Origin of the sequence: Pseudomonas sp. OVF7, assembly GCF_030644265.1 — a bacterium.
Taxonomy (GTDB): Bacteria; Pseudomonadota; Gammaproteobacteria; order Pseudomonadales; family Pseudomonadaceae; genus Aquipseudomonas; species Aquipseudomonas gorinensis.
Map to the genome: position 1 here is coordinate 6841251 of NZ_CP128996.1, position 23889 is coordinate 6865139.

At 61.2% G+C, this 23889-nt stretch carries 23 protein-coding genes; 10 read left to right on the forward strand and 13 right to left on the reverse strand.

What is annotated here, in order from left to right:
• Positions 1-19 precede the first annotated feature (19 nt).
• Positions 20-1921 carry a 3-dehydroshikimate dehydratase QuiC gene (gene quiC, locus QU606_RS31130; RefSeq protein WP_069077060.1) on the reverse strand — a complete coding sequence of 634 codons (1902 nt, stop codon included), beginning with the start codon at positions 1919-1921 and terminating at the stop codon, positions 20-22.
• 222 nt (positions 1922-2143) lie between these two features.
• Here quiC and QU606_RS31135 point away from each other — a divergent pair, with 222 nt between their 5' ends.
• Entirely contained in the window at positions 2144-3478 is a 1335-nt protein-coding gene (locus tag QU606_RS31135) for an MFS transporter (RefSeq protein WP_024077529.1), read from the forward strand.
• Here the strand turns inward: QU606_RS31135 and QU606_RS31140 are convergent, their stop codons facing one another.
• Positions 3479-4357, reverse strand: a complete 879-nt coding sequence (locus QU606_RS31140; protein WP_024077530.1) for a DMT family transporter — start codon at positions 4355-4357, stop codon at positions 3479-3481.
• A gap of 199 nt (positions 4358-4556) precedes the next feature.
• Between QU606_RS31140 and QU606_RS31145 the strand changes: the two genes are divergently transcribed.
• From QU606_RS31145 to QU606_RS31160, 3 genes are all read left to right on the forward strand, one after another.
• Positions 4557-4970: a lipoprotein gene (locus tag QU606_RS31145; protein ID WP_024077531.1), complete on the forward strand. Its 414-nt coding sequence runs from the start codon at positions 4557-4559 to the stop codon at positions 4968-4970.
• 154 nt (positions 4971-5124) lie between these two features.
• Positions 5125-6012: a neutral zinc metallopeptidase gene (locus tag QU606_RS31155; RefSeq protein ID WP_024077532.1), complete on the forward strand. Its 888-nt coding sequence runs from the start codon at positions 5125-5127 to the stop codon at positions 6010-6012.
• Positions 6013-6999: an alpha/beta hydrolase gene (locus QU606_RS31160; protein ID WP_304997973.1), complete on the forward strand. Its 987-nt coding sequence runs from the start codon at positions 6013-6015 to the stop codon at positions 6997-6999.
• A 147-nt stretch (positions 7000-7146) separates the two neighbouring features.
• On the opposite strand, the gene QU606_RS31165 is transcribed toward QU606_RS31160, so the two are convergent.
• From QU606_RS31165 to QU606_RS31180, 3 genes are all read right to left on the reverse strand, one after another.
• Complete coding sequence (locus QU606_RS31165; RefSeq protein WP_024077534.1) at positions 7147-7734, reverse strand: HAD family hydrolase; 588 nt, start codon at positions 7732-7734, stop codon at positions 7147-7149.
• Complete coding sequence (gene tesB, locus QU606_RS31170; protein ID WP_069077056.1) at positions 7731-8600, reverse strand: acyl-CoA thioesterase II; 870 nt, start codon at positions 8598-8600, stop codon at positions 7731-7733. The genes QU606_RS31165 and tesB overlap by 4 nt, the downstream gene beginning before the upstream one ends.
• Before the next feature lie 160 nt (positions 8601-8760).
• Complete coding sequence (locus tag QU606_RS31180; protein WP_024077536.1) at positions 8761-9330, reverse strand: GNAT family N-acetyltransferase; 570 nt, start codon at positions 9328-9330, stop codon at positions 8761-8763.
• Between the two features lie 76 nt (positions 9331-9406).
• On the opposite strand from QU606_RS31180, the gene QU606_RS31185 reads away from it, so the two are divergent.
• Both QU606_RS31185 and QU606_RS31190 read left to right on the forward strand, forming a co-directional pair.
• A complete protein-coding gene (locus QU606_RS31185; protein ID WP_024077537.1) occupies positions 9407-10327 on the forward strand; it encodes a histone deacetylase in 921 nt (306 codons plus the stop codon).
• A gap of 171 nt (positions 10328-10498) precedes the next feature.
• Positions 10499-11725 carry a TIGR03862 family flavoprotein gene (locus QU606_RS31190; RefSeq protein WP_102624477.1) on the forward strand — a complete coding sequence of 409 codons (1227 nt, stop codon included), beginning with the start codon at positions 10499-10501 and terminating at the stop codon, positions 11723-11725.
• Positions 11726-11862: 137 nt separating this feature from the next.
• Here QU606_RS31190 and QU606_RS31195 read toward each other — a convergent pair whose 3' ends face one another.
• On the reverse strand, positions 11863-13200 hold the full coding sequence (locus QU606_RS31195) for a DEAD/DEAH box helicase (RefSeq protein WP_102624476.1): 1338 nt from the start codon (positions 13198-13200) through the stop codon (positions 11863-11865).
• A gap of 48 nt (positions 13201-13248) precedes the next feature.
• Complete coding sequence (gene yedA, locus QU606_RS31200) at positions 13249-14145, reverse strand: drug/metabolite exporter YedA (protein ID WP_024077540.1); 897 nt, start codon at positions 14143-14145, stop codon at positions 13249-13251.
• Between the two features lie 161 nt (positions 14146-14306).
• Here yedA and QU606_RS31205 point away from each other — a divergent pair, with 161 nt between their 5' ends.
• Together QU606_RS31205 and QU606_RS31210 are read left to right on the forward strand one after the other, a co-directional pair.
• Positions 14307-14762 (forward strand): Lrp/AsnC family transcriptional regulator, encoded by a 456-nt coding sequence (locus QU606_RS31205; protein WP_024077541.1) that lies wholly within the window; start codon positions 14307-14309, stop codon positions 14760-14762.
• Positions 14755-15450 (forward strand): cyclase family protein, encoded by a 696-nt coding sequence (locus tag QU606_RS31210; protein ID WP_024077542.1) that lies wholly within the window; start codon positions 14755-14757, stop codon positions 15448-15450. The genes QU606_RS31205 and QU606_RS31210 overlap by 8 nt, the downstream gene beginning before the upstream one ends.
• Positions 15451-15657: 207 nt before the next feature.
• Here the strand turns inward: QU606_RS31210 and QU606_RS31215 are convergent, their stop codons facing one another.
• From QU606_RS31215 to QU606_RS31225, 3 genes are all read right to left on the reverse strand, one after another.
• Positions 15658-16269, reverse strand: a complete 612-nt coding sequence (locus QU606_RS31215) for a PolC-type DNA polymerase III (RefSeq protein ID WP_150056154.1) — start codon at positions 16267-16269, stop codon at positions 15658-15660.
• Between the two features lie 46 nt (positions 16270-16315).
• Complete coding sequence (locus QU606_RS31220; RefSeq protein ID WP_024077544.1) at positions 16316-16792, reverse strand: NYN domain-containing protein; 477 nt, start codon at positions 16790-16792, stop codon at positions 16316-16318.
• 128 nt (positions 16793-16920) lie between these two features.
• Positions 16921-17682, reverse strand: a complete 762-nt coding sequence (locus QU606_RS31225) for a DUF2076 domain-containing protein (RefSeq protein ID WP_304997974.1) — start codon at positions 17680-17682, stop codon at positions 16921-16923.
• Between the two features lie 181 nt (positions 17683-17863).
• Here QU606_RS31225 and QU606_RS31230 point away from each other — a divergent pair, with 181 nt between their 5' ends.
• Together QU606_RS31230 and QU606_RS31235 are read left to right on the forward strand one after the other, a co-directional pair.
• Complete coding sequence (locus QU606_RS31230) at positions 17864-18523, forward strand: YciC family protein (protein WP_024077546.1); 660 nt, start codon at positions 17864-17866, stop codon at positions 18521-18523.
• Between the two features lie 40 nt (positions 18524-18563).
• Positions 18564-19652 (forward strand): endonuclease/exonuclease/phosphatase family protein, encoded by a 1089-nt coding sequence (locus QU606_RS31235; RefSeq protein WP_304997975.1) that lies wholly within the window; start codon positions 18564-18566, stop codon positions 19650-19652.
• 642 nt (positions 19653-20294) lie between these two features.
• Here the strand turns inward: QU606_RS31235 and QU606_RS31240 are convergent.
• The 3 genes from QU606_RS31240 to QU606_RS31250 form a co-directional block, all read right to left on the reverse strand.
• Complete coding sequence (locus tag QU606_RS31240) at positions 20295-21680, reverse strand: aspartate aminotransferase family protein (RefSeq protein WP_060764066.1); 1386 nt, start codon at positions 21678-21680, stop codon at positions 20295-20297.
• A gap of 11 nt (positions 21681-21691) precedes the next feature.
• Positions 21692-23164 carry an NAD-dependent succinate-semialdehyde dehydrogenase gene (locus tag QU606_RS31245; protein WP_060764067.1) on the reverse strand — a complete coding sequence of 491 codons (1473 nt, stop codon included), beginning with the start codon at positions 23162-23164 and terminating at the stop codon, positions 21692-21694.
• Positions 23165-23309: 145 nt separating this feature from the next.
• Positions 23310-23789 carry an Lrp/AsnC family transcriptional regulator gene (locus QU606_RS31250; RefSeq protein ID WP_060764068.1) on the reverse strand — a complete coding sequence of 160 codons (480 nt, stop codon included), beginning with the start codon at positions 23787-23789 and terminating at the stop codon, positions 23310-23312.
• Positions 23790-23889 lie beyond the last annotated feature (100 nt).

Here is a 23889-nt window from a genome sequence, read left to right on the forward strand (position 1 = left end):
GGAAGCACCTGGCCACCGGTTACAACCGAGCCTGGCGTACCGCGCCGCTGCGCGACTTGGCCATCGCCGCCAGGCGCACCGCCACGTTGGCCGCACCGTAGCCGGCATAGCCGTTCTTACGCTGGATGATTTCGAAGAAGAACCGCCCTTCGAACGGCTCGGTGTACACATGAAACAGCTCACCGCCCTGGGCATCGCGGTCATACAGCACGTTGTAGTACGCCAACTCGCTGAGGAACTCATCGTCGAAGTCGAAGCGCGCCGCCAGGTCGTCGTAGTAGTTGAGCGGGATATCCAGCAACGGCACGCCCGCCTCCTTGGCGCGGCGTACCTCGGCGAAAATATCCGCGCAGTCGAAGGCAATGTGATGCACACCCGAGCCGCGATAGCTCGACAGTGCGTGGGAAATGGCGGTGTTGCGATTCTCGGAGATATTGAGCGGTAGGCGAATCGAGCTGCAGCGGCTGCGCAACGCGCGGCTTTTCACCAGGCCGTAAGGGTCGGGCAACACCACTTCATCATCGGCTTCGAAATCCAGCAGGCTCTTGTAGAACAGCACCCAGCTGTCGAGGCTGTCGGCGGGCAAAGCCATGGCCATGTGGTCGATACGCAGCAGGCCACCGCTGGAGGCGCTGACCGGTTGCAGGTTGAAATCGGTGTCGTACAACCCGCCTTCGCTGGGGTCTACCAGGTAGATCAGGCTGCCGTCCGGCGCACGGACAGCCGCCAGTTCCAGCTCATTGGGGCCCACCAGGCCGCGATAAGGTTGCCCCTTGTAGGCCACCGCGCGCTGCAATGCCTTGGCGCTGTCCTTGACCCGAATCGCGGTGGCGCACAACGACGGGCCATGGGCCTCGAAGAAGTTGTGGGCAAAGGAATAGGGTTCGCAATTGAGGATCAGGTTGATATCGCCCTGGCGCAACAGGCTGACGCTCTTGGAGCGGTGCTGGCCAGCCTTGACGAAGCCCAGGCGCTCCAGCCATTGGGTCAGCTTGGCGCCGAGGCTTTCATCCACCGCAAATTCGAGGAACTCGATACCGTCGTACTCGCTGGCGGCAGGGGTTTCGAACAAGATATCGACCGGCGCGGCGGGTTGTTCCCGCGCCAGGCGCTGGCGGGTTTTCTCCTCCAGGTACAGCAACGAGCGCAGGCCATCGGCAGCATTCGCCCGGGTCGGTGCCGCGCGGAATCCGTCGTTGAAAATCTCCAGGGACAGCGGCCCGGTGTAGCCGCTCTGGATGATCGGTGCCAGAAAACCCGCCAGGTCGAATTCACCCTGGCCGGGGAAGCAGCGAAAATGCCGGCTCCACTCCAGCACATCCATGGCCAGGATCGGCGCGTCGGCCATTTGCACAAAGAAGATCTTGTCGCCGGGAATCTCGGCGATGCCGCTGGGGTCGCCCTTGAGCGACAAGGTGTGGAAACTGTCGAGCAGCACGCCGAGACTCGGATGATCGACCTGACGCACCAGGTTCCATACCTGCTGCCAGGTGTTCACGTGCTTGCCCCAGGCCAGCGCTTCATAACCGATACGCAGGCCACGGCGGCCGGCGTGCTCGGCCAGAAGGCTCAGGTCATCCAGCAAAATCCGTTCATCGCCTACGCAGTCGGCCGAGGCATTGCTGCACACCAGCACCAGGTCGGTGCCCAGTTCCTGCATGAGGTCGAACTTACGTTCGGCGCGCTCCAGGTTGCGGGCCAGGCGGTCACGGCGGCAACCTTCAAAGTCACGAAACGGCTGAAACAAGGTGATGGCAATGCCCAGGTCGGCACACATTTGCCTGACTTCTCGCGGGCTGCCGTCGTAATACAGCAGATCGTTTTCGAAGATTTCAACGCCATCAAACCCGGCAGCCGCGATGGCTTCGAGTTTTTCCGGCAGGGTTCCGCTCAAGGAAACAGTGGCAATAGAGCGTTGCATGGGGCGACTCCCGGCATTTGAGGCTCGTCTTATTTAGGGCAAATTATTGGCTGCTAAACTGCTCACAGCAATTGAAATGTACGAACCGGTTAGTTTTTAGGGCGATTATCGAACACAATGGTGGTTGGCGAATTGACGATTTTTTAGCCACTGCGCACCATCGATCACGCAACAAGACCCAGACCACACCATAAAAATTTCAAAAAAAACGGGTACTCCCTCATGCCTTCGCAAAACTCCGTCCTGGCCGCGCGCCCGGCCACCCCGCACGCCGGTATCGGCGATAAGATCCGCGGCGCACTGGCCGTCGGTAAAACCCGCTGGGGCATGCTGGCCCTGGTGTTCTTCGCCACCACCCTGAACTACATCGACCGCGCCGCCCTTGGCGTGATGCAACCGATCCTGGCCAAAGAGATGAGCTGGACGGCGATGGACTACGCCAACATCAACTTCTGGTTCCAGGTCGGTTATGCGATTGGCTTTGTGCTGCAAGGCCGTCTGATCGACCGCGTCGGCGTCAAGCGCGTGTTCTTCTGCGCGGTACTGTTGTGGAGCCTGGCCACCGGTGCCCACGGCCTGGCCACCTCGGCGCTGGGCTTTATGGTCTGCCGCTTTATCCTCGGGCTGACCGAAGCCGCCAACTACCCGGCCTGCGTCAAGACCACCCGCCTGTGGTTCCCGGCCGGCGAACGCGCAGTAGCCACCGGCATCTTCAACGCCGGCACCAACGTCGGCGCGATGATGACGCCAATGTTGCTGCCATTGATCCTGCACGTGTGGGGCTGGCAGGCGGCGTTCCTGTGCATGTCGGCACTGGGCGCCATCTGGCTGCTGTTCTGGGGCTTGAAGTACTTCAACCCGGAAGACCATCCAACGGTCAAGCAATCCGAATTGGACTACGTGCAACAGGAAGTCGAACCGGAACAACCCCGCGTGCCCTTCAGCCGTATCCTGCGCATGCGCGGCACCTGGGCCTTCGCCCTCGCCTACGCGCTGACGGCGCCGGTGTTCTGGTTCTACTTGTATTGGCTGCCGCCGTTCTTGAACCAGCAATACAACCTGGGCATCAACGTGACCCAGATGGGCATTCCGCTGATCATCATCTACCTGACCGCCGACTTCGGCAGCGTAGGGGGCGGGATTCTGTCGTCGTTCCTGATCGGCCGTGGGATGAACTCGATCAAGGCGCGGCTGCTGTCGATGCTGCTGTTTGCCTGCTGCATCGTCGGCGTGATCATGGCGGCCGGTTCCAGCCAGCTGTGGGTCGCGGTGTTCGCCATCTCCCTGGCCATCGGCGCACACCAGGCCTGGACCGCGAATATCTGGAGCCTGGTGATGGACTACACGCCCAAGCACATGATGAGCACGGTGTTCGGTTTCGGCGGCATGTGCGCGGCCATCGGCGGTATGTTCATGACCCAGATCGTCGGCCACATCCTGACTGTGACCAACAACAACTACACCGTGCTGTTCACCCTGATCCCGGCGATGTACTTCATCGCGCTGACCTGGATGTACTTCATGGCACCGCGCAAGATTCCTACCGTCGCCGTGTAATCAACGCCGCCGCTGCTGCCAGGCAGCGGCCAACCCGCTCATGCAGATCACCCCGATGCCGACCACCGTGGTCATATCGGGGGTATGGTTGAACACCAGCCACCCCAACAACCCCGCGAAGACGATCTGGCAATAGCCGAACGGCGCCAGCAAGGCCGGTGCCGCAAAGCGGAACGCCTGGGTCAGCATCAAGTGTGCGGTCATCCCGCAGGTACCCAGTGCCAGCATCAACGCGCCGTGCCACAGGCTCGGCACCTGCCAGAAGAACGGCACCATCGCACTCATCACCAAGGTATTGCACAGCCCGGCGAAGAAGTTGCTGGTGGTCGGCGTGTCGTATTGGCTGAGAATGCGCGTCAGCAGTTGGTAGAAACAGAAGAACAGCGCCGAGCACAACGGCAGCAGCACCGCAGGCGTGAACAACTCACCGCCGGGGTGGATGATCACCAGCACGCCGACAAACCCGCAGACCACCGCCAGCCATTGGCCGCGGGTCACGTGTTCACCCAGCAGCGGCACCGAGAGCGCGGTCACCAGGATCGGCGCGAGGAAGTTCACGGCCGTGGCTTCGGCCAATGGGATGAAATGCAGCGCCGAGGTGAAAAACAGGCTGGTGCCCAGCAGGCACAAGGCCCTGACGACCTGCATCCCCGGGCGTTTACTGCGCAGCACGCGTAGCCCCGATTGCGGCAGGAAAATCCCGGCCATCAGCAAGGTGTGCACCAGGTAGCGCGCCCACACCACCATCACGATCGGGTAGAACCCGGCCAGGTATTTGGACAGGGCGTCATGGCTGGAGAACAGAAACGTCGCCAGCACAATCAGCAGGATGCCTTTGAAGGGATGGTTGACGCCGGAAAGCGGGGTACTGACAGTCATTGAATTCTCTGGCTTGGCGAGCGGAACGCTGAGCACTGAACGAAGTGGCGCTCAACCCGGTAATCTAGCAGCCGGGCGGGAGTCTGCCCCAAGAGCATAACCAAACAACGTGCGAACAGCGCACTAAATCACGGGAATCGAGTCCAACGCTGCACGCTCGCTCCCGCGTTGCACACTTTTTAACCAAGGCCCTGCCGTCATGAAAAAAACCCTCTTTCTTCTCTGCGCCGTTGCGCTGCTCGCCGCTTGCAACCAGGAAGCCAAGGACGCCCCCAAACCTGCCCCGGCCTCCGTGCAGGCCACCCTGGTGCCGCAAACCCCGCCCACTGACCAGTGGGTCGGCAAGTGGATCGGGGTGGAAGGCTTGAACCTGACCATCGCCAAAGACGACAGCATCGGCCGAGGCCACTACGTTCTAACCATGCAATACGGCCTTGACGCTGGCGACTCCGGCACCTTTAAAGGGGAAGCGGCCGACGGCGGTATTGCCTTCACCCGCCCGGATGGCCCGCAACTGCTGCGCGCCGGAGATGGCGAAGCGACCGGGCTGAAATGGCTGGCGGATAAAAAGGACTGCCTGATCGTCGCCACCGGCGAAGGCTATTGCCGTTAATACCGACCATAATCAGACACTAAATTAGTGTAGGAGCGAGCTTGCTCGCGAAATTCGTTAACGATAACGCGGGCAATCTGGTTAAACGCGGTGTTTGTGCGTTTTTCGCGAGCAAGCTCGCGCCTACAGCAGGTTTATCAAGAGGATTGCTCCCATGCTATGGAAAAAAGGCCGACGCAGCGACAACGTGGTGGACGCCCGCGACGACAGTGGCGGCGGCGGTGGGGGCATGCGTTTTGGCGGCGGCAAGGGCCTGAGCCTCACGGCGATTGTGCTGATCGTCGGCATCGGTTGGCTGACCGGCCAGGACCCGCTGCAGATCCTTGGCCAGTTGACCGGCCAAATGGACCAGGCCCCCTCGGTGAGTACACAGTCGCGCCAGGCGCCACCGGCCAATGACGAGCAAGCCGATTTTGTAAGGGCCGTACTGGGCGATACCGAAGACACCTGGGGCCAGGTGTTCCAGGAAAACGGCCTGGCCTACAAGAACCCGAAATTGATTCTGTTCCGTGGCCGGGTCAATTCCGCCTGCGGTGGGGCGACCTCGGCCAGCGGCCCGTTCTATTGCCCGGCCGACCAGCAGGTGTACCTCGACCTCGACTTCTTCCGGGAGATGTCGCAACGCTTCCAGGCCGCGGGTGATTTCGCCCAGGCCTATGTGATTGCCCACGAAGTCGGGCACCACGTGCAGACCTTGCTCGGCATCTCGGCGAAGATCCAGGCTGCACGCCAGCAAGGCCGACAGATGCAAGGCGACGGCGGCCTGCTGGTCCGCCAGGAACTGCAAGCCGACTGCTTTGCCGGGGTATGGGCCAACCGTGCGCAAAAGCGCCTGAACTGGTTGGAGCCCGGCGATATTGAAGAAGCATTGAATGCGGCCAACGCCATCGGCGATGACCGTTTGCAGCAACAGGGTCAAGGGCGCGTGGTGCCGGACTCGTTTACCCACGGCACCTCGGCACAGCGGGTTCGCTGGTTCAAGACCGGCTTCGCCCAGGGCCAGATCACTCAATGCGACACGTTTACGGCCAAGAGTCTTTAGATGAATAACCGATTGGGATTGCTGCTGGGCGTATGGCTGACCTGCTCCACCACCACTTGGGCGGCCGAGAAAGAGCATGGCGTCAAGGTGGTCAGTCCCGATCGTTTTCACCTGCCGGCCGGCGACCTCAGCCTGGGCCTGAGCCAGGACTGGGCCAGCCCCCTGCCACAGGTCACCCGAGCCCTGATCATCGTGCATGGTCGGCTGCGCAATGCGCAGACCTACCTGCAAAGTGGCGAAGACGCTGCTGAACACGCCGGGGTTGGAGCCACGACGCTGGTGATCGCGCCGCAGTTTCTCAATGATTCAGACGTAAAACGCAACCATCTGGACAATCAGGTCCTGCGCTGGAGGGGCAACGACTGGATGGCTGGCGAGCCCTCGGTGGGGCCGGGCGCTGTCAGCTCCTTCGGCGCCCTGGACCAGATCATCAAGAACCTGGGCAACCGCACACTGTTCCCGGCGCTCAAAGAGATCGTGGTAGCCGGCCATTCCGGCGGAGGCCAGGTGGTACAGCGCTTCGCCCTCACCGGCCACGACCACCCGGCCCTGCACACCGAAGGCATCCGCCTGCGGTATGTGGTGGCTAACCCGTCGTCCTACGCCTACTTCAGCCCGCAACGCCCGGTGAAATTCAACGTGGCCGACTGCCCTGGATTCAACGACTGGAAATACGGCATGCAACACCTGCCCGCCTATGCTGAAGGCCAAGGCGTCGAGCAGCTTGAGCGGGCCTACGTGTCACGCGACATTACCTACCTGTTGGGCCAGCAGGACACCGACCCGAACCACCCGGCACTGGATAAAAGCTGCGAAGCCGAGACCCAGGGCGCGTATCGGCTGATTCGTGGGCACAACTATTTTGACTACCTCAAGCAACGCCATCCGCAGTTGAGCCAGACGCTGGTGGAAGTGCCGGGGGTTGGGCATGACGGGGATGGGATGTTTACTTCGCCAGAAGGCCAGAAAGTACTGTTTGCCCAGTAATTACTGAAGAAATCGGCCCAACATGTGGGAGGGGGCTTGCCCCCGATAGCGGTGGATCAGTTACAGATGCTGAGACTGACACACCGCTATCGGGGGCAAGTCGAATCGTCGCACCGCCCCTCCCACATTTGATATTCGTCGCTTGGGCTAGATCATCCGGCGCAATGCCGCACAATCCTGCGCATGCCAATCCGCCAACCCGGGCCACGGGTTCTCCGGCAGGTTGACCAACACCGTTCGGGTTCCCGCCGCTCGGCCGCAGTCGAGGTCGAAGCGGTAATCCCCGACCATCACCATCTCGCTCGGCGATACATCCCACGCCGCCGCCAATTTCAATAACCCACCCGGATCCGGCTTGGGCGGCGCATCGTCACGTCCCAGCACATCCTCGACCGCAAAGCAGTCCGCCAGGCCAATAGCCTCCAGGGTGATATGCGCCAACTCCCGCGCATTGCGGGTCAGGATCCCCAGGCGATAACCCCGCCCGGCCAGCTCGCGCACCAGCTCCACCGCACCGTCCGCCGCGACGGAACCCAGCGCCAGCTCGCGCTCATGTTCCAGCAACCAGGCATGTTTGGCCGCGGCGATGTCCGCCGGCAAAGCGGCGAGATGGGTGAGGATGTCATCCTCGGGTGGAATCTCCAGGGCCACGCGAATAGCCGCAAAGTCATGCACGGCCACCGTGAGGGTGCCGTCCATGTCGAACACCCAATGCTTAACGTCGGCCAGGCTCATGCCCAGTCCTTGCGGTGGCGAATCAGGCCTTCCTGGGTCACCGACGCCACCAGTTGCCCGGCGCGGTTGTACACACTGCCCCGGGAGAAACCACGGGAGTTGCCGGCCCATGGGCTGTCCATGGCGTAGAGCAACCAGTCATCGGCGCGCAGGTCGGCGTGGAACCACAGCGCATGGTCAAGGCTGGCGACCTGCATGTCTTTCTGCCACACCGTCTTGCCATGGGGCAGCAGCGAGGTGGTCAGCAGGCCGAAGTCCGACGCGTAGGCCAGCAGGTATTTATGCAGCGCCGGCGCGTCGGCGAGCGCCCCGTCGGCGCGGAACCACACGTACTTGACCGGGTCGGACGGCTGCGGGTTGAACGGGTCTTTTTCGGTCACCGGGCGCACTTCGATCGGTTTGGGGCACAGCAACTTTTCGCGCATGTGTTCCGGGATCAGGTGCGCACGCTGCTTGGTCAGCTCCAGCTCCGACGGCAAGTTCTCTGGGCCGACCACCACCGGCATGGTGGTCTGGTGTTCGAAGCCTTCTTCGTCGTACTGGAACGAAGCGCTGCAGGTGAAAATCGGGTGGCCCTTCTGGATCGCCGTGACCCGACGCGTGCTGAAACTGCCGCCATCACGCACGCGGTCCACCGAATACACCACCGGCAAGGCCGCGTCGCCAGGGCGCAGGAAATAACCGTGCAGGGAATGCACGTGGCGCGCTTCTTCTACGGTCTGGCTGGCGGCCGACAGCGACTGGCCGAGCACCTGGCCACCGAACAGTTGGCGAAAACCCAGGTCCTGGCTGCGGCCGCGAAAGAGGTTTTCCTCGATCGGTTCCAGGGTCAGCAAGTCCACCAGATCTTCCAATACTTGGCTCATTCAAACTCTCCTCAGAGCAAAACGGTATCTACCTGTAGGCGCGAGCTTGCTCGCGAAGGTGGTTAACGATAACGCCGCGCTTCTGGTCTACCGCAGCGCTCTTGGGTTCTTCGCGAGCAAGCTCGCGCCTACAGGGGGTCTATTGGGCATTCCGGGCTGCTTATCCGTGCAGCGTGTCCAACCATTGGGCGCGGGTGATGCGGTACAAAACATGATGGCGCAGCGTGTTATCGGCTGCGACCTTGGGGTGTTCGAAATCCGCCTGGGGATCGTAATGCATCCCGATAGCCTGCATGACTTTTTGTGATGGCAGATTGGCTTCGGTGGTGAACGCGACGATTTCATCCAGCTGCAAGCGGTCGAAACCACAGCGCAGCGCCGTCCAGGCCGCTTCGCTGGCGTAGCCCAGGCCCCAATGCTCGCGGGCCAGGCGCCAGCCGATTTCCACGGCGGGGGTAAAACCGGCTTCGAAACTGACATTCTGCAACCCGGTCAGGCCGATGAATTCGCCACTGTCCTTGCGCTGCAAGGCCCACAGGCCAAAGCCGTATTCAGCGAAATGCCCACGAATCCGGCCGATCAGCGCGGCGCTTTCCAGGCGGTCCAGCAGGCCGGGAAAATAGCGCATCACCTGCGGGTCGGCACACATTTGCGCAAACGCCGGCAGGTCGCTGTCACGCCATTGGCGCAGCACCAGGCGCGCGCTTTCCAATTCCAGTATCGGCTCCACGGGTCCCCTCCCCTTGCCATGTGCGTGAGTGTACAGCGCTGTTAAGATCCCTCGCAGGTTCCCGTCAGAAAATCCCATGCCTTTGCCATTGATCTACCACGATGACTACAGCCCTGAGTTCCCCGCGGATCACCGCTTTCCCATGGACAAGTTCCGCCTGTTACGCGACCACCTGGTGGCCAGCGGCCTGACCGAAGACCGCCAGTTGCTGCGCCCGCAACTGTGCCCGCCAGAGATTCTGGGCCTGGCCCATGAACCTGGGTATATCGAACGCTACATGAGCGGCAAGTTGTCCCGAGAAGACCAACGGCGACTCGGCCTGCCCTGGAGCGAAGCGCTGGCCCGGCGTACCGTGCGCGCGGTCGGCGGCTCGATACTCGCGGCAGAACAGGCGCTGGAACACGGCCTGGCCTGCCACCTGGCGGGGGGTACCCATCACGCCCATTATGATTATCCGGCCGGCTTTTGCATCTTCAACGACCTGGCGGTGATCAGCCATTACCTGCTGGCCAGCGGGCGGGTCAACCGCGTGCTGATCTTCGACTGCGACGTGCACCAGGGCGACGGCACCGCGCGCATCCTCCACGACACGCCGGACGCAATCACCGTGTCGCTGCACTGCGAGAAGAACTTCCCGGCCCGCAAGGCCCAGAGCGACTGGGATATCCCGCTGCCCATGGGCATGGGCGATGCCGAGTACCTCAAGGTGGTGGACGATGCACTGAACTACCTGCTGCCGTTGTACCAGCCGGACCTGGTGCTATACGACGCCGGCGTCGATGTACACAAGGACGACGCCCTCGGTTACCTCAAGCTGACCGACGAAGGCGTCGCCGCCCGCGATGAAAGCGTGATGCGCCATTGCCTGGGTCGCGACATCCCGGTGATGGGAGTGATCGGCGGCGGCTACAGCAAGGATCGCCCAGCCCTGGCGCGCCGTCATGGCATCCTGCACCACAGCGCGCAACGGGTGTGGACGTCATCAGGTTGTCATTGAACCCTGGGCGTTACCCACAATGCCTGTGGAACGGGCTGTGGATAACTTGAGCGTAAGGGGCTGAAAGCGAGTAGCCGCATGGCCTGTAGGAAAGTGTACGTTTTTTGATCAGGCAGCCACGCTGTCGTCGGGTAGAATGCTCGGCCTATTCAAGCGACCGTAGCCCTGCCCATGCCTCAGACCTCTCCTCAACACGTCACCATCATCGGCGGCGGCCCCGCCGGGCTGATGGCCGCTGAAGTCTTGAGCCAGGCAGGGGTGCGGGTCGACCTGTACGACGGCATGCCGTCGGTGGGGCGCAAATTCCTGCTGGCGGGCGTGGGCGGCATGAACATCACCCATTCCGAAGCCTACCCGGCTTTCCTCTCGCGCTATGCCGAACGGGCCCCCCACCTGGCGCCGTTATTGCGGGCATTTGGCGCTGAAGCACTGCGCGAATGGATTCATGGCCTGGGCATCGAGACGTTTGTCGGTACCTCCGGCCGCGTATTCCCCACCGACATGAAAGCCGCCCCGCTGCTGCGTGCCTGGCTCAAGCGCCTGCGCGACCAAGGTGTGGTTATCCACACCCGGCATCGTTGGCAGGGCTGGAATGCGCAGGGGGATTTACTTATCCACAGCCCGGACGGCGAAAAAACCATCCACAGTGCTGCCGTGTTGCTGGCGCTGGGCGGCGGCAGCTGGTCGCGCTTGGGCTCTGACGGCGCCTGGCTCAAATTGCTGGAAGATAAAGGCGTGCCCTGCGCCAGGTTGCAACCGAGCAACTGCGGCTTTGAGGTGTCGGCCTGGAGCCCATTGATGGTCAGCAAATTCGCCGGCGCACCGTTGAAAAATGTCGCCATCGGCCTGGGCGATGACAAACCCCGCCTCGGCGAATGCGTGGTCACCGCCAGCGGTATCGAGGGCAGCTTGATCTACGCGCTGTCGGCGCCGATTCGTGAGGCGATCAACCGGAAGGGTTCGGCCACGGTGCATATCGATTTGCTGCCCAGCAAGCCGTTGGACAAGGTCCATGCCGCGTTGGCCAAGCCACGTGGTTCGCGCTCGATGAGCAAGCACTTGCACAGTCAGTTGGGGTTGGATGGGGTCAAGGCGGCGTTGTTGCGCGAGTTGGCACCCGCCGAACACTTCAATGATCCGGCGCAGTTGGCGGCGGCTATCAAGGCGCTGCCGCTGACCTTGGTGAAGACACGGCCGATGGATGAAGCCATCAGCACGGCCGGTGGTGTGCCGTTTGAAGCGTTGGATGAGCGGTTGATGCTCAAGCAATTGCCAGGGGTGTTTTGTGCGGGGGAGATGCTGGACTGGGAAGCGCCGACCGGCGGGTATTTGCTGACGGGGTGTTTTGCCAGTGGCAGGGCGGCTGGGCGGGGGATGTTGGAGTGGCTCAACCGCTGATATTCGTGGTGAATTCAAAGCCGCCATCGGGGGCAAGCCCCCTCCCACAGTTTGAATGTATTCACAAATCAAAATGTGGGAGGGGCGGTGCGACGATTCGACTTGCCCCCGATGAGGCCATCAGCCACACCGCAAAATCACTTTTTCTTACGCGGCCCAGTATTGAACACCGGCACTTTACGCACCGGCTTGATCGAAGGCTCCGACGGCGCCACTTCGCCACTGTCCACCCACTTGCCCAGGTTGCGCTTACCACCGCCACCACCTGACGCCTTGGGCTTCTTCGGTTTTTTCGGTTTCTTCACCACCTGGCCGCTGGCATCGGTGTCGGGCACGCGGTGTTCCGGTTCGAAATCCGGCTCCATCTTGCGGGTCAACGTCTGGCGGGTCAGCATCTCGATGGCCGACAGCATGTTCACTTCATCGGCGCACACCAGGGAAATCGCCTCGCCGGTGTTGCCCGCGCGACCGGTACGGCCGATACGGTGGATGTAGTCCTCGGCCACGATCGGCAGGTCAAAGTTGACCACCAGCGGCAGGTCTTCAATGTCCAGGCCGCGGGCCGCCACGTCGGTGGCCACCAGGATCTGCACATCGCTCGATTTGAAACGATCCAGCGCACGTTGGCGCGTGGCCTGCGGCTTGTCGCCGTGGATGCCATCGGCATTGATGCCCAGGCCCTGCAACTTATCCACCAGCGCATCCACGCCGTTACGGGTCTTGGCGAATACCAGCACCTGCTTCCAGCGGCCCTTGCGCATCAGGTGCACAAACAACTCCGCCTTGCGCTTCTTGTCCACCGGCACCACCCATTGCTTGACGGTGTTGGCGGCCACGTTGCGCGGGCTGACTTCGATGCTCAGCGGGTCGTTGAGCATCTGCTCGGCGAGCAGGCGGATGTCATCGGAGAAGGTCGCGGAGAACAGCAGGGTCTGACGCTTTTTCGGCAGCATGCGGTAGATGTTCGCCAGTTCTTCGGAGAAGCCCAGGTCGAGCATACGGTCGGCCTCATCCAGCACCAGGGTTTGCAGCTGATTGAGTTTCAGCGCGTTCTGGCGGAACAGGTCGATCAGCCGGCCAGGGGTGGCGACCAGCACGTCGACCCCCTTGCGCAGCTTCATCATCTGCGGGTTGATGCTCACGCCGCCGTACACCGCGTAGGTGGTGAGCGGCAGGTTCTGGGCGTATTCGGCAACGCTGGCGTGAACCTGCTCGGCCAGTTCGCGGGTCGGGCACAGGATCAGCGCGCGCACCGAGTTGGCGGCGACTTTCGGTCCTTCCATGGTCAGCAGTTGCAACAGCGGCACGGCGAAACCGGCAGTCTTGCCGGTGCCGGTCTGGGCCGCCGCCATCAGGTCGCGGCCAGCCAGCACCGCCGGAATGGCTTGCGCCTGCACCGGCGTCGGGGTCTGGTAGCCAAGCGTCTCAAGGGCGCGCAGCAAGGGTTCGATCAGGCCAAGGGTGGCGAAAGTCATGTAGTTACCGTAGGAAAAATTCAGCGCAAGGGCGTAATGCGCGGCAGTTTACCTTATTTCCGGCTTGGGCTTGCGCCACTGGGGCAGGCTGATCAATAGCACGGCACTGATGATCACCAACATCGCCAAGGCTTCTTCCAGGCCGATGGTCTCGCCGACGAACACAATCCCCAACAACACCGCCACCGCAGGGTTCACATAGGCATAGCTGGTCGCCGCAGCCGGGCGGACGTGCTTGAGCAGGTACATATAGGCGTTGAAGGCGATGATCGAGCCGAACACCGTCAGGTAGGCCAACGCCAGCCAACCCTCCAGTGGCGGCATGGCCTGCAGGTGCTCACCGGAAAGCGCGCTGCCGATCAACAGGGTCACGCCCGCCACCAGCATTTCCGCAGCACTGGCCATGGCGCCCTGGGGCAGCGATAACTGCCGACTCCACACCGACCCGAATGCCCACGATGCCGCCGCGAACAACAACAAGGCGGCGCCCACCGGGCTCGATTGCAGGGTGCTGCCCATGTTGAGCATGGCGATGCCGACAATCCCCAGGATCACCCCGGCCCATTCCAGCCGCGTATTGCGCGCGCCCCAGAAATACCCGCACAGCAAGGTGAACAGCGGCACGGTCGCCACCGCCAGGGCAGCCACGCCGGACGACACGCCCGCATGTTCGGCCAACGTGACGCCGCCATTACCGAAGGTGAGCAGCAAAATGCCGATCATCCCGGCGGCCTTCCATTGTGGCCATGTCGGCGCCGGCACCCCGCGCCATCTGAGGTAACCATACATCAGCGCACCCGCCGTGCAGAACCGAATCCCCGCCAGCAACAATGGCGGCCAGTAGTCCACGCCGATGCGAATCACCAGGTAGGTAGACCCCCAAATCACATACAGCGCAAAAAAGGCGGCGATCAACGGTAAGGAAAAGCGACGTGGGCCAGGCATTGGGCGGCTCGAAGGCAGATATAAGAGATGCTTATTCTAAAAAGGCATGTGTTTAAACATAAGTTACAAAACCTGTTTAAACCGCCCATACACTTTTCAAAGCATGGTTATGAGGGCTATAAACCATGCTTTCGAAAGCCACCTGGCGTTGGAGCCTTTTCATGGACAAATATGACCGCATGCTCCTCAGCGCCCTGCTCGAAGACGGCCGTGCCTCTTACGCGCAACTGGCCCGCACAGTAAACCTCTCCGCCCCCGCCGTGGCCGAACGCGTGGCCAAGCTTGAGGCCAGCGGCGTGATCACCGGTTATCAGGCCAAGGTAGACCTGTCCAAAGTGGGTTTGCCGATTCAGTGTGTGATCGAACTGCGGCTGACCAACCATGGCAGCCAGAAGGTTTACGACGCCCTGGCGGAAATTCCCGAACTGACCGAGTGCCACCGCGTCACGGGCGATCCGTGCGTGATCATGCAAGCGGCGGTGGGGTCGATGCCGGAGCTGGAGAACCTGATCAACCGGATAGCGAAGTTCGGGTTCAGCAAGACCTCGATTATTTTGTCGAGCGCGATAGAGCGGCGAGTGCCGCTGGCGCAGTTGGAGGGCAAAAACGGTGGTTAAACACAGCCAGGTCGTCAGCCTCAGCCACCCGATCAGCCGGCGTATTCCGCTGTGGCCGGGCGATCCCCCCGTGGTGTTTGAAGACGTCGCGTCGCTGGATAAGGACGGCTATTTCCTGAGGCGTTTCAGCCTGGGCGAACATAGCGCCACCCATATGAATGCGCCGAACAGTTTTTATGCCGGCGGGATGGGAATTGATGGTTATCAACCCGAAGACTTGGTGCGGCCCGCGGTAGTGATCGATGTGCACGGTAAAACCCGGAGCAATCCAGATTACGAAATCAGCCCACAGGATATTGAAGCGTGGGAACGTCAACACGGTCTTATCGAACCGGGCTCGGTGGTGCTGATGTACACCGGCTGGCAACACCTCTGGAACGATCCGATAGCGTTTTTTGGACAGGACGCGCAAGGCTCACACTTCCCTGGGATTGGTGAAGCGGCGATTCGGTTCTTACTCGAACAGCGCCAGATTGCCGGGGTTGGCATTGATACCCACGGGGTTGATCCAGGGCAAAGCACCGCCTTCGCGACAAACCATGCGGTATTGGCCGGAAATGGGATTGTGCTGGAATGCCTGACCCACCTCGACCGGCTACCGGCCAAGGGCGCCACGTTAGTGATAGGGGTACTAGGGCTGGAAGGCGGTTCGGGATCACCCGCATCGGTAATGGCATTTATTCCCTGACTTGCAGGCAGGCCCTGCCGACGCCATCGCAGGCAAGCCAGCTCCCACAATAGACCGCATGCAGTACGGGCTACTCGGTCAACTGTGGGAGGGGGCTTGCTCCCGATAGCGGAGTGTCAGTCACCAGATGTACCGGCTGACCCGCTGCATCGGGGGCAAGCCCCCTCCCACATTTGGAACGTCGGTGTTCTTGGAGTTGTGGCTGGCTCAAAACCCACGATGCTTCTTCAAATGCTCATTGATCTTCGCCGCCGGCACTTTCTGCAGGGTGCACAGCAGGTCGTGGGACAGTTCGCGCAAGCCATGGGTGCGCCGCAGTTCCTGGGCCAGGTGCGCCGTGAGGTTGGCGGCCATTTCCGCATCCGCCAGCGCTCGGTGAGCCTGGCCGGTGTGGGGCAGTTGGGCGTAGGTGTTGAGGGTGCCGAGCTTGTGGTTGGGCGCAGACGGCATCAGGCGGCGGGCCAGCAGCAGGGAGCAGGCGAATTTTTGCAGGCGGGTGCGGCGGATCAGGCCGAGTTCGAAGTCCCAGAACTTCTGGTCGAACGCAGCGTTGTGCGCCATCAGCGGCGTGGTACCGACGAACTCGTTGACTTCGTTCATCACCCGCTCGGCCGGCGGGGCACTGCGCAGCATGGCGTTGCTGATGCCGGTCAGTTGTTCGATAAAGCCCGGCACTCTGACGCCGGCGTTCATCAGGCTCTGGTAGCGGTCCACGATCTGCCCGCGCTCGAGGATAACCACCGCGATTTCCGTGGCCCGGCAGTGGCTGCTCGGGGTGATGCCAGTGGTTTCAAAGTCGATGACCGCTATACGTTCCAAACCTGTTCCAACTCCGTCTAACTATTCATTTATTGAGCCGCAGCGCTTATTTGAGCAGCAGCGCGCCTTCGATCGGCACGTAGCGGCTGGCGGCGCGTATCAATGAGTTGGCCGTCAGCCCCGGTACGCCATAGGCCACGGCTTCGACGCCGTGCTTGTGGATGATGCGGTCGAGCAGCATGTCGAAATCACCGTCGCCGGAGGCCAGTACGATTTCGTCGACGTGGTCGGCGGCGTCCATGATGTCGATGGTAATGCCCACGTCCCAGTCGCCCTTGGCCGAGCCGTCGCTGCGCTGGATATACGGCTTGAGCTTTACGGTAAAGCCGAGGTTGCGCAGGATCTGCTGGAACTGCTGCTGTTTGCTGTCGCCACGGTCGATGGCATAGGCGTACGCCTCGACAATCTGCCCGCGCGAGCTGATGTCCGCCCACAAGGCGGCGTAGTTGAAGTGGCAGCCGTACGCCTGGCGCACGGTGTAGTAGAGGTTTTGTACATCGGCGAACACTGCAATTTTCTTCACCGCACTTCCCCATGACTGCCACTTGGACCCCGGACCCAAAGGCCCGGAAAGGTTGCCAGTATGCCAGCCACAGGAAAGTTTCCGGGAAAAATCAGACCGGGATGTTCAAGCACCCCGGTCTGGTTGCGTCAGACAAAGGAATCGTCGTCGCCGAAGGAGGAGTCGTCGTCGGAATAATCGTTGTCGGCGAAGCTGTCGGAGTTGCCGCCGCCCCAGCTGTCATTGCCGGCGAACTTCTGGTCATCGTTGCCCCAGTTGCTGTTATCGCTGGCCGGTGCCGGCTCTTCACGGATAATTTCTTCCACGACTTGCGGCTGTTGCGAGTTGTGGTTGAACAGGCTGCTGATCCCTTCGGCCAACATCACACCACCGGCCACGCCTGCGGCGGTTTTCAGCGCGCCACCGAGAAAACCACTGCCAATCGACGCGGCAGGCTGTTGAGGCTGCTGATAGTTCTGCTGCGGTGCGCCGTAGTTCTGTTGTGGCGCAGGCTGGCCAAACGAAGGCCGTGCCGGTTCACGCCAGCCGCCGCCCGAAGACGCCGGGGCGCTCGGGGCCGGTTGGGCATCCCGGGAACCGCCGCCAAAGATGCTCGACAGGAAGCCACCGCTGCTCGGGGCCGGCTGCGCGGCCTGGGACTTGGCGCGCTGCAACTCATCCTGCAGTTGCTGGATCTGCTGTGCCTGCTGCTTGTTCTGCTCGTCGAGACTCTTGAGTGCGTGTTCCTGTACCAGGATCGACTGGGTCATGTAATACCCGGCGGCCGGTTGGCGAGTCATGTGCTCCTTGATCCGCGCTTCGGCCTGGGCGTCGCGGGGGGCTGAGTCCGTTTCGGCTTGCTGCAACCGTGAAAACAGTCCATCGATCAGGGTTTGCTCTTCGCTATTCATGGCGACCTCGTTAGATTGCCGGTAAAAAACAGGGGCCGGCCTATGATCGGGCCGGTGTATGTCAGTTATGGGGGTGTTACCAGTTGTTTCAATGATCTTTACTCAAGGTTTACGTTTGCTTGCCTACGGCACCTATCGGTTAAAGTGTGCCCCTGCTTTTTTTCGGCCTGTGATGACTCTGATGAATCCGTTAGACGTACTGCGCGACTCTTTCCGTTTTACCCAGCGCAACCTGGGTGCCATCGTCCAACTGTGCCTGCCGTTGGTGATCCTCGAAGCCCTGTTGCAACAGGTACTCGACCACACGCTCGGCCCGGATGCCTTCCCCGGCTATAGCGTGGTGGTGGGGTTACTGGTGTACCCGCTCTACACCGGCGCGCTGATCCTGTTCCTCGACGCCCGCACCCGTGGCGAGTCGCCGCGCACCAAGGATGTATGGGCCATGGCCCTGACCCTGTGGCCGCGCTTCGCCTTGCTGACGGCGATGAGCACCCTGCTGATCTTGCTCGGGCTGTCACTGTATTTCCTGCCGGGCCTGTGGCTGATGGTGGTGCTGGCGTTTGCCGAGTACCTGCTGGTGCTGCGCGGTATGTCGGCGCTGGAGGCGATGAAGGAAAGTTTCCGCCTGACCCGTGGGCATTTCTGGCGAATCCTGGTGTGCCTGCTGTGCGTCATGACGCCACTGTGGCTGCTCAAGGGCGCCAGCGTGGCGGCGTATCCCGAGCCCGCGCCGTTGCTGGGCCTGCTGATCGACAGTGCCCATAGCTTCCTGCAATTGTTTACCAGTGTGGTGCTGTTCCGTTTATTCATGCTGATCGGTGGCGATGCCGACGCGCGGTGATATGCTCCGTGTCACCCCTGAAACGCTATAAGCCGAGCCGATGACCCGTTTATTGCGCATCACCCTGCTGAGCCTGCTGATCCTTGCGGGCCTGCTGACGGCCCTGATCTACAGCCTGACCTGGCGCCCCGCCGACAAGGAAATCCTGCCCGTAAGCTGTGTCGCGCCCCGTGCGCCGACCCTGCTGCCGGGGCAGGCGCTCAAGGTCATGACCTGGAACGTGCAATACCTGGCCGGCAAGAACTACGTGTTCTGGTACGACACCGCTGACGGCAGCGGACCGGACGAGCGCCCCACCGTCGAAGACATGGCTTTCAGCCTCGACGAAGTGGCGCGGGTCATCCGCGACGAGCAACCCGACATCCTGTTGTTGCAGGAACTTGACGAAGGCGCCAAGCCCTCCCACTACCAGAACCAGGTGGCGCTGCTGCAAGAGCGACTCGTCGACCTCTACCCGTGCAGTGCCCAGGCCTTCGACTGGAAAGCCGACTTTATCCCCAACCTGCATATCTTCGGCAGCGTCGGCCGCAAGCTGGTGACATTGAGCCGCTACCAGATCGAACACGCCGAGCGCCTGCAATTGCCGGTACCGCCCGCCAATATCATCAGCCGGCAGTTCCAACCCAAGCCGGCGTTGCTGCTGACCTACCTGCCGCTGAGTGATGGCGGCCAACTGGCGGTACTCAATACCCGCCTGGATGGCGACGCCCCGGGGCGTTCAGCCGTGCTGGAGCAAGTGCAGGCAACGGTGAAGCTGCTGGATAAGTTCGAAAGCCGTGGCACGCCGTGGTTGATTGGTGGGGATTTCAACCTGCTGCCGCTGGGGCAGTTCCTGCGCCTGGACGCCGGCAAGCGCGGCCAGTATTCGCCGGACAGTGAGCTGCATTTGCTGTGGGATAAGTACCCGATGATCCCAAGCAACAGCGAATCCAGCGGGATTGATCGTGAGAAATGGCTGACGCATTTTCCCAATGACCCGAATATCGATGGCCCGGATCGCACCCTGGATTACCTGTTCTACAGCTCGCGGATCAAGCGAGTGGAGGCCAAGGTACGGCAGGAGGATACGTTGCGTATTTCCAACCATCTGCCGGTGATTGCACGGTTCTTGCTGCCGGCCGCGCAATAGTCAATGTGGGGGGGTGGTGCGACGGTTCGCACTTGCCCCCGATGGTGGCGTGTCAGTCAGCTCATCTGTAACCGATCCACCGCTATCGGGGGCAAGCCCCCTCCCACATTTTGATCTTTGGCATTACGACTTTCGGGGTTTGATCCGCGCGGTCGGCTCGGCTATCAGCGGGTCGTCCGGCCAGTAATAGACAATATTACCTATCGATCCCCCACATTGACACTGTTCCGGATATTGAAATCACTCGGTTGGGCAGGAATTCGCCCAAAGAAGGTTGACTGTCAATGAGGTTAGGTAGGATTGACAAAATAATAGGACATATGAGGGACGGATTGACAGGCATCACCGTCGGTTTTCGAGGAGACGCAATGAAGATTGACACCTTAGGGTGTCGCATGAGCACAAGCATGTGGCTCAACTCCATTGGAATTAAGACTCAGTCCCTGGCGGTGGATGACCGCGGAGTGGAAGAATCGAGGAGGGGCGAGTTTTCACAAATCTTGAAGTATCGAGATCGCCGCATCTTGTAAACCATTTTTTGTACTTGTTAACTATTGCGACTTACAGTGAAAAAAGGCCGCCCGATCACTGATCGGACGGCCTTTTTTTTTGGGGGGGGACGAATGCTCAGACCCGATGGCGTCAGCCCAGCACCTCATTGGCTACTTGGTCGACCGCGCTTTTGGTGATGTCGACGATCAGGTCGGCCTCTTCCTCGGACAGGATCAACGGTGGTGCGAAGCCAAGAATGTCGCCATGGGGCATCGCCCGGGCAATCATGCCGCGCTCAAGACAGGCCGCCGACACTTTCGGGCCGACCTTCAAGGCCGCATCGAACGGGGTACGCTGCTCACGATCCGCCATGAACTCAACGGCAGCCAGCATACCGTCGCCGCGCACTTCACCCACCAGCGGATGACCTTCCAGGGTTTCACGCAACCGACGGTTCAGGTAGCTGCCGACCTTCTCGGCGTTGGCCGTCAGGTTTTCCCGCTCGAGAATATCGAGGTTGGCCAAGGCGGCGGCGGCACAAATCGGATGCCCCGAGTACGTCCAGCCATGGCCCATGGCACCTTGGGATTCGGACGCCTTTTCGATCACGCTCCACACTTTTTCACCGACGATCACCGCCGACAACGGCGCATAGGCGCTGGTCAGACCTTTGGCAGTGGTGATCAGATCCGGGCGCATACCGTAACGCTGGCTGCCCATCTTCGAACCCAGCCGACCGAAAGCGCAGACCACTTCGTCGGCGATCAGCAACACGTCGTATTTGTTCAGCACCGCTTGAATCGCGGCCCAGTAGCCGGCTGGCGGAACAATGATGCCGCCGGTACCCATCAACGGTTCGCCGATAAACGCGGCCACGGTGTCCGGCCCTTCGGCCAGGATCATTTTTTCCAGCTCCTCGGCGCAATAGCGCACGAACGCCGCTTCATCCATGCCGGTCGGCGCCTTGCGGTACCAGTGCGGGCACACGGTGTGCTTGATGCCTTCGGCCGGCAGGTCGAAATGCTGATGGAAGCTCGGCAGGCCGGTCAGGCTTCCGGTCATGATGCCCGAACCGTGGTAACCGCGATCACGGGAGATAATTTTTTTCTTCTGCGGGCGGCCCAGTACGTTGTTGTAGTAGCGCACCAATTTGATCTGGGTTTCGTTGGCGTCGGAACCGGACAGGCCGTAGTAGACCTTTTTCATGCCCTCGGGCGCCCAGTCGATGATGCGGCTCGACAGCTCGATGATCGCTTCGGTCGAATGGCCGACGTAGGTGTGGTAGTAAGCCAGCTCCTTGGCTTGCTTGTAGATCGCATCGGCGACTTCGGTGCGACCGTAGCCGATGTTCACGCAGTACAGGCCGGCAAAGGCGTCGATGAATTCGCGGCCCTCATGATCGCGAATACGAATACCCGACGCACTCTTGATGATGCGCCCCTTGAGCGCGCCGCTGGCGTGGTCATGGGCGTGGGTCGACGGGTGCATGAAGTGCGCGCGATCTTGTTCGAACAGCGTATCGAGTTCTTGGCTCATGGCGGATCTCCTTAGAACTGGCCTTGATGGTGCAGGCAAAAGTATTTGGTTTCGACAAAGGCTTCGAAGCCCTCGGTGCCGCCCTCGCGGCCCAGCCCCGAGGCTTTCATGCCACCGAACGGGATCGGATGGCCGGTAAACTTGACGCCATTGACCGCGATCATGGCGTGGTCGAGGCGGCGAATCAGGGGGTAGATCAGGTCCAGGCGGTTGGAACAAATGTAGGCCGCCAGACCGTATTCGGTGTCGTTGGCCATTTCGATGGCTTGCTCGAGGGTGTCGAAAGGCATGACGCCGGCGATCGGCGCGAAATTCTCTTCGCGGTAGATACGCATCTGCGGCGTAACGTCGGCCAGCACCGTCGGCTGGTAGAACAACCCGCCGAGGGCGTGCGCTTCACCGCCGACCAGCCGTTGTGCACCAAGTAGCAGGGCGTCTTCGACGCGCTCGGCCGTAACATCGAACGCCGCCTGATGCATCAACGGGCCGATGTCGACGCTTTGCTCCTGATCACCCACCAGCGCCGGGCCTACCCGCAGTTCGCGCACCGCAGAGGCAAAGCGGTTGAGAAACGCCGGGTAAATCGAACGATGCACCATGATCCGGTTGGCCGCACAGCAATCCTGGCCGGAGGTCTGGAACTTGGCCTCCACTGCGACTTTCACCGCCAGTTCCAGATCAGCATCGGCGCAGACAATGAACGGCGCGTTACCGCCCAGCTCCAGCGACACCTTCTTCACATCCTGGGCAGCCGCTTGCAGGACCAATTTACCGACGCGGGTTGAGCCGGTGAAGCTGACCGAACGCACGCGAGTGTCCTGCACCAGGGTTTGCATGGCCATTTGCGGTTCGCCCAGCACCACGTTGAACACGCCTGCCGGGAAGCCCGCTTCCTCTGCCAGTTGCGCCAGAGCCAATGCGGAAAACGGTGTTTCATGGGCCGGCTTGATCACCACAGTGCAACCGGCAGCCAGTGCCGCGGCGGCTTTGCGGGTGATCATCGCCGAAGGAAAATTCCACGGGGTCAGCAGCGCACAGACGCCGACCGGTTCCTTGACGGTGCCTAAGTGCGCGCCAGGGATATGGCTGGGAATGTTCTGCCCGTAAAGACGCCGCGCCTCTTCGGCAAACCAGGGAATGAAGCTGGCGGCGTAGGCGATTTCGCCGCGTGACTCGGCCAGGGGTTTACCTTGTTCCTGACTGAGGATGCGCGCCAGGTCTTCCTGATGCTCAAGGATCAACGCCGCCCAGCGCCGCAGAATCGTCCCGCGGGCATCGAGGCTTTGTTCACGCCAGGCCGCAAACGCCCGGTGTGCAGCATCAACGGCGGAGATGATCTGAGACTGATCGAGCATCGGCACATGACCGATCAACTTCTGATCGGCCGGATTGTGCACGGCGACGCTGTGGCCGCTCTCACTGTGGACCCAATGCCCGTCTACGTAGCAAAGTGCTTTGAACAACAGCGGATGTTTGTATGTCATGGCGTTCACTCCAAACTGTGTGCGTGAGTCCATGCTAGGGCAGTGCAGCCCAGGTGATTTGGCGTTTGGCGGGGCGTCATCACAGGTTTTTTCTGATTGAACACCGGCAAACAAGGGCTTTTTGCGGTGAAGGTTTTGCGCCGGTTTATGGCTCCTGCGCCAGCTCGGCTGGCAAGCCCCCCCCGGTCTTGATGGTTTTGGTGACGATGTAAGTGAAGTAGCGCTCGATGCCCAGGTCATCGAGCAATAACTGGTCGATAAACCGCTGGTAATGGTCGATGTCCGGCGCCTGGATCATTGCCATGTAATCAACGCCGCCACCGGTGGCGTAACAGAACGCCACTTCGGCGGCCTCGTTCATGCGTTGCTCGAAACGCCGCATGTCCTGGGCGGTGTGCCGGGCCAGGGTGATTTCCACCAGCACCTGCTGGCTTTTGAACACCGCGTACCAGTCGATCTGCGCTCGGTACCCTTTGATCAGCCCAAGCGCCTCCAGCTTGCGAACCCGCTCCCACGCCGGGGTCACCGAAAGATTGATCGCCTCGGCCAGGCTCGACTTGGTGATCCGACCGTCTTCGGCGAGGATTCGCAGGATTTTCAGGTCATAGCGATCGAGCTTGTGCATGGTCCGAAAATCTCCTAAATGTGTGGGAGAAACCTGTGGGAGCGAGCCTGCTTGCGATGGCGGTATTTCAGTCACATCATTAATGTATGTAACGCCGCAA

Bases quoted from the DNA above. Each gene is read 5' to 3' on its own strand.
- QU606_RS31240 (WP_060764066.1), bottom strand. From the start codon at position 21,680: ATGAGCCAAGAACTCGATACGCTGTTCGAACAAGATCGCGCGCACTTC.
- QU606_RS31185 (WP_024077537.1), top strand. From the start codon at position 9,407: ATGCCTTTGCCATTGATCTACCACGATGACTACAGCCCTGAGTTCCCC.
- QU606_RS31155 (WP_024077532.1), top strand. From the start codon at position 5,125: ATGCTATGGAAAAAAGGCCGACGCAGCGACAACGTGGTGGACGCCCGC.
- QU606_RS31165 (WP_024077534.1), bottom strand. From the start codon at position 7,734: ATGAGCCTGGCCGACGTTAAGCATTGGGTGTTCGACATGGACGGCACC.
- tesB (WP_069077056.1), bottom strand. From the start codon at position 8,600: ATGAGCCAAGTATTGGAAGATCTGGTGGACTTGCTGACCCTGGAACCG.
- yedA (WP_024077540.1), bottom strand. From the start codon at position 14,145: ATGCCTGGCCCACGTCGCTTTTCCTTACCGTTGATCGCCGCCTTTTTT.
- QU606_RS31160 (WP_304997973.1), top strand. From the start codon at position 6,013: ATGAATAACCGATTGGGATTGCTGCTGGGCGTATGGCTGACCTGCTCC.
- QU606_RS31140 (WP_024077530.1), bottom strand. From the start codon at position 4,357: ATGACTGTCAGTACCCCGCTTTCCGGCGTCAACCATCCCTTCAAAGGC.
- QU606_RS31205 (WP_024077541.1), top strand. From the start codon at position 14,307: ATGGACAAATATGACCGCATGCTCCTCAGCGCCCTGCTCGAAGACGGC.
- QU606_RS31135 (WP_024077529.1), top strand. From the start codon at position 2,144: ATGCCTTCGCAAAACTCCGTCCTGGCCGCGCGCCCGGCCACCCCGCAC.
- QU606_RS31195 (WP_102624476.1), bottom strand. From the start codon at position 13,200: ATGACTTTCGCCACCCTTGGCCTGATCGAACCCTTGCTGCGCGCCCTT.
- QU606_RS31245 (WP_060764067.1), bottom strand. From the start codon at position 23,164: ATGACATACAAACATCCGCTGTTGTTCAAAGCACTTTGCTACGTAGAC.
- QU606_RS31250 (WP_060764068.1), bottom strand. From the start codon at position 23,789: ATGCACAAGCTCGATCGCTATGACCTGAAAATCCTGCGAATCCTCGCC.
- quiC (WP_069077060.1), bottom strand. From the start codon at position 1,921: ATGCAACGCTCTATTGCCACTGTTTCCTTGAGCGGAACCCTGCCGGAA.
- QU606_RS31230 (WP_024077546.1), top strand. From the start codon at position 17,864: ATGAATCCGTTAGACGTACTGCGCGACTCTTTCCGTTTTACCCAGCGC.
- QU606_RS31190 (WP_102624477.1), top strand. From the start codon at position 10,499: ATGCCTCAGACCTCTCCTCAACACGTCACCATCATCGGCGGCGGCCCC.
- QU606_RS31225 (WP_304997974.1), bottom strand. From the start codon at position 17,682: ATGAATAGCGAAGAGCAAACCCTGATCGATGGACTGTTTTCACGGTTG.
- QU606_RS31145 (WP_024077531.1), top strand. From the start codon at position 4,557: ATGAAAAAAACCCTCTTTCTTCTCTGCGCCGTTGCGCTGCTCGCCGCT.
- QU606_RS31235 (WP_304997975.1), top strand. From the start codon at position 18,564: ATGACCCGTTTATTGCGCATCACCCTGCTGAGCCTGCTGATCCTTGCG.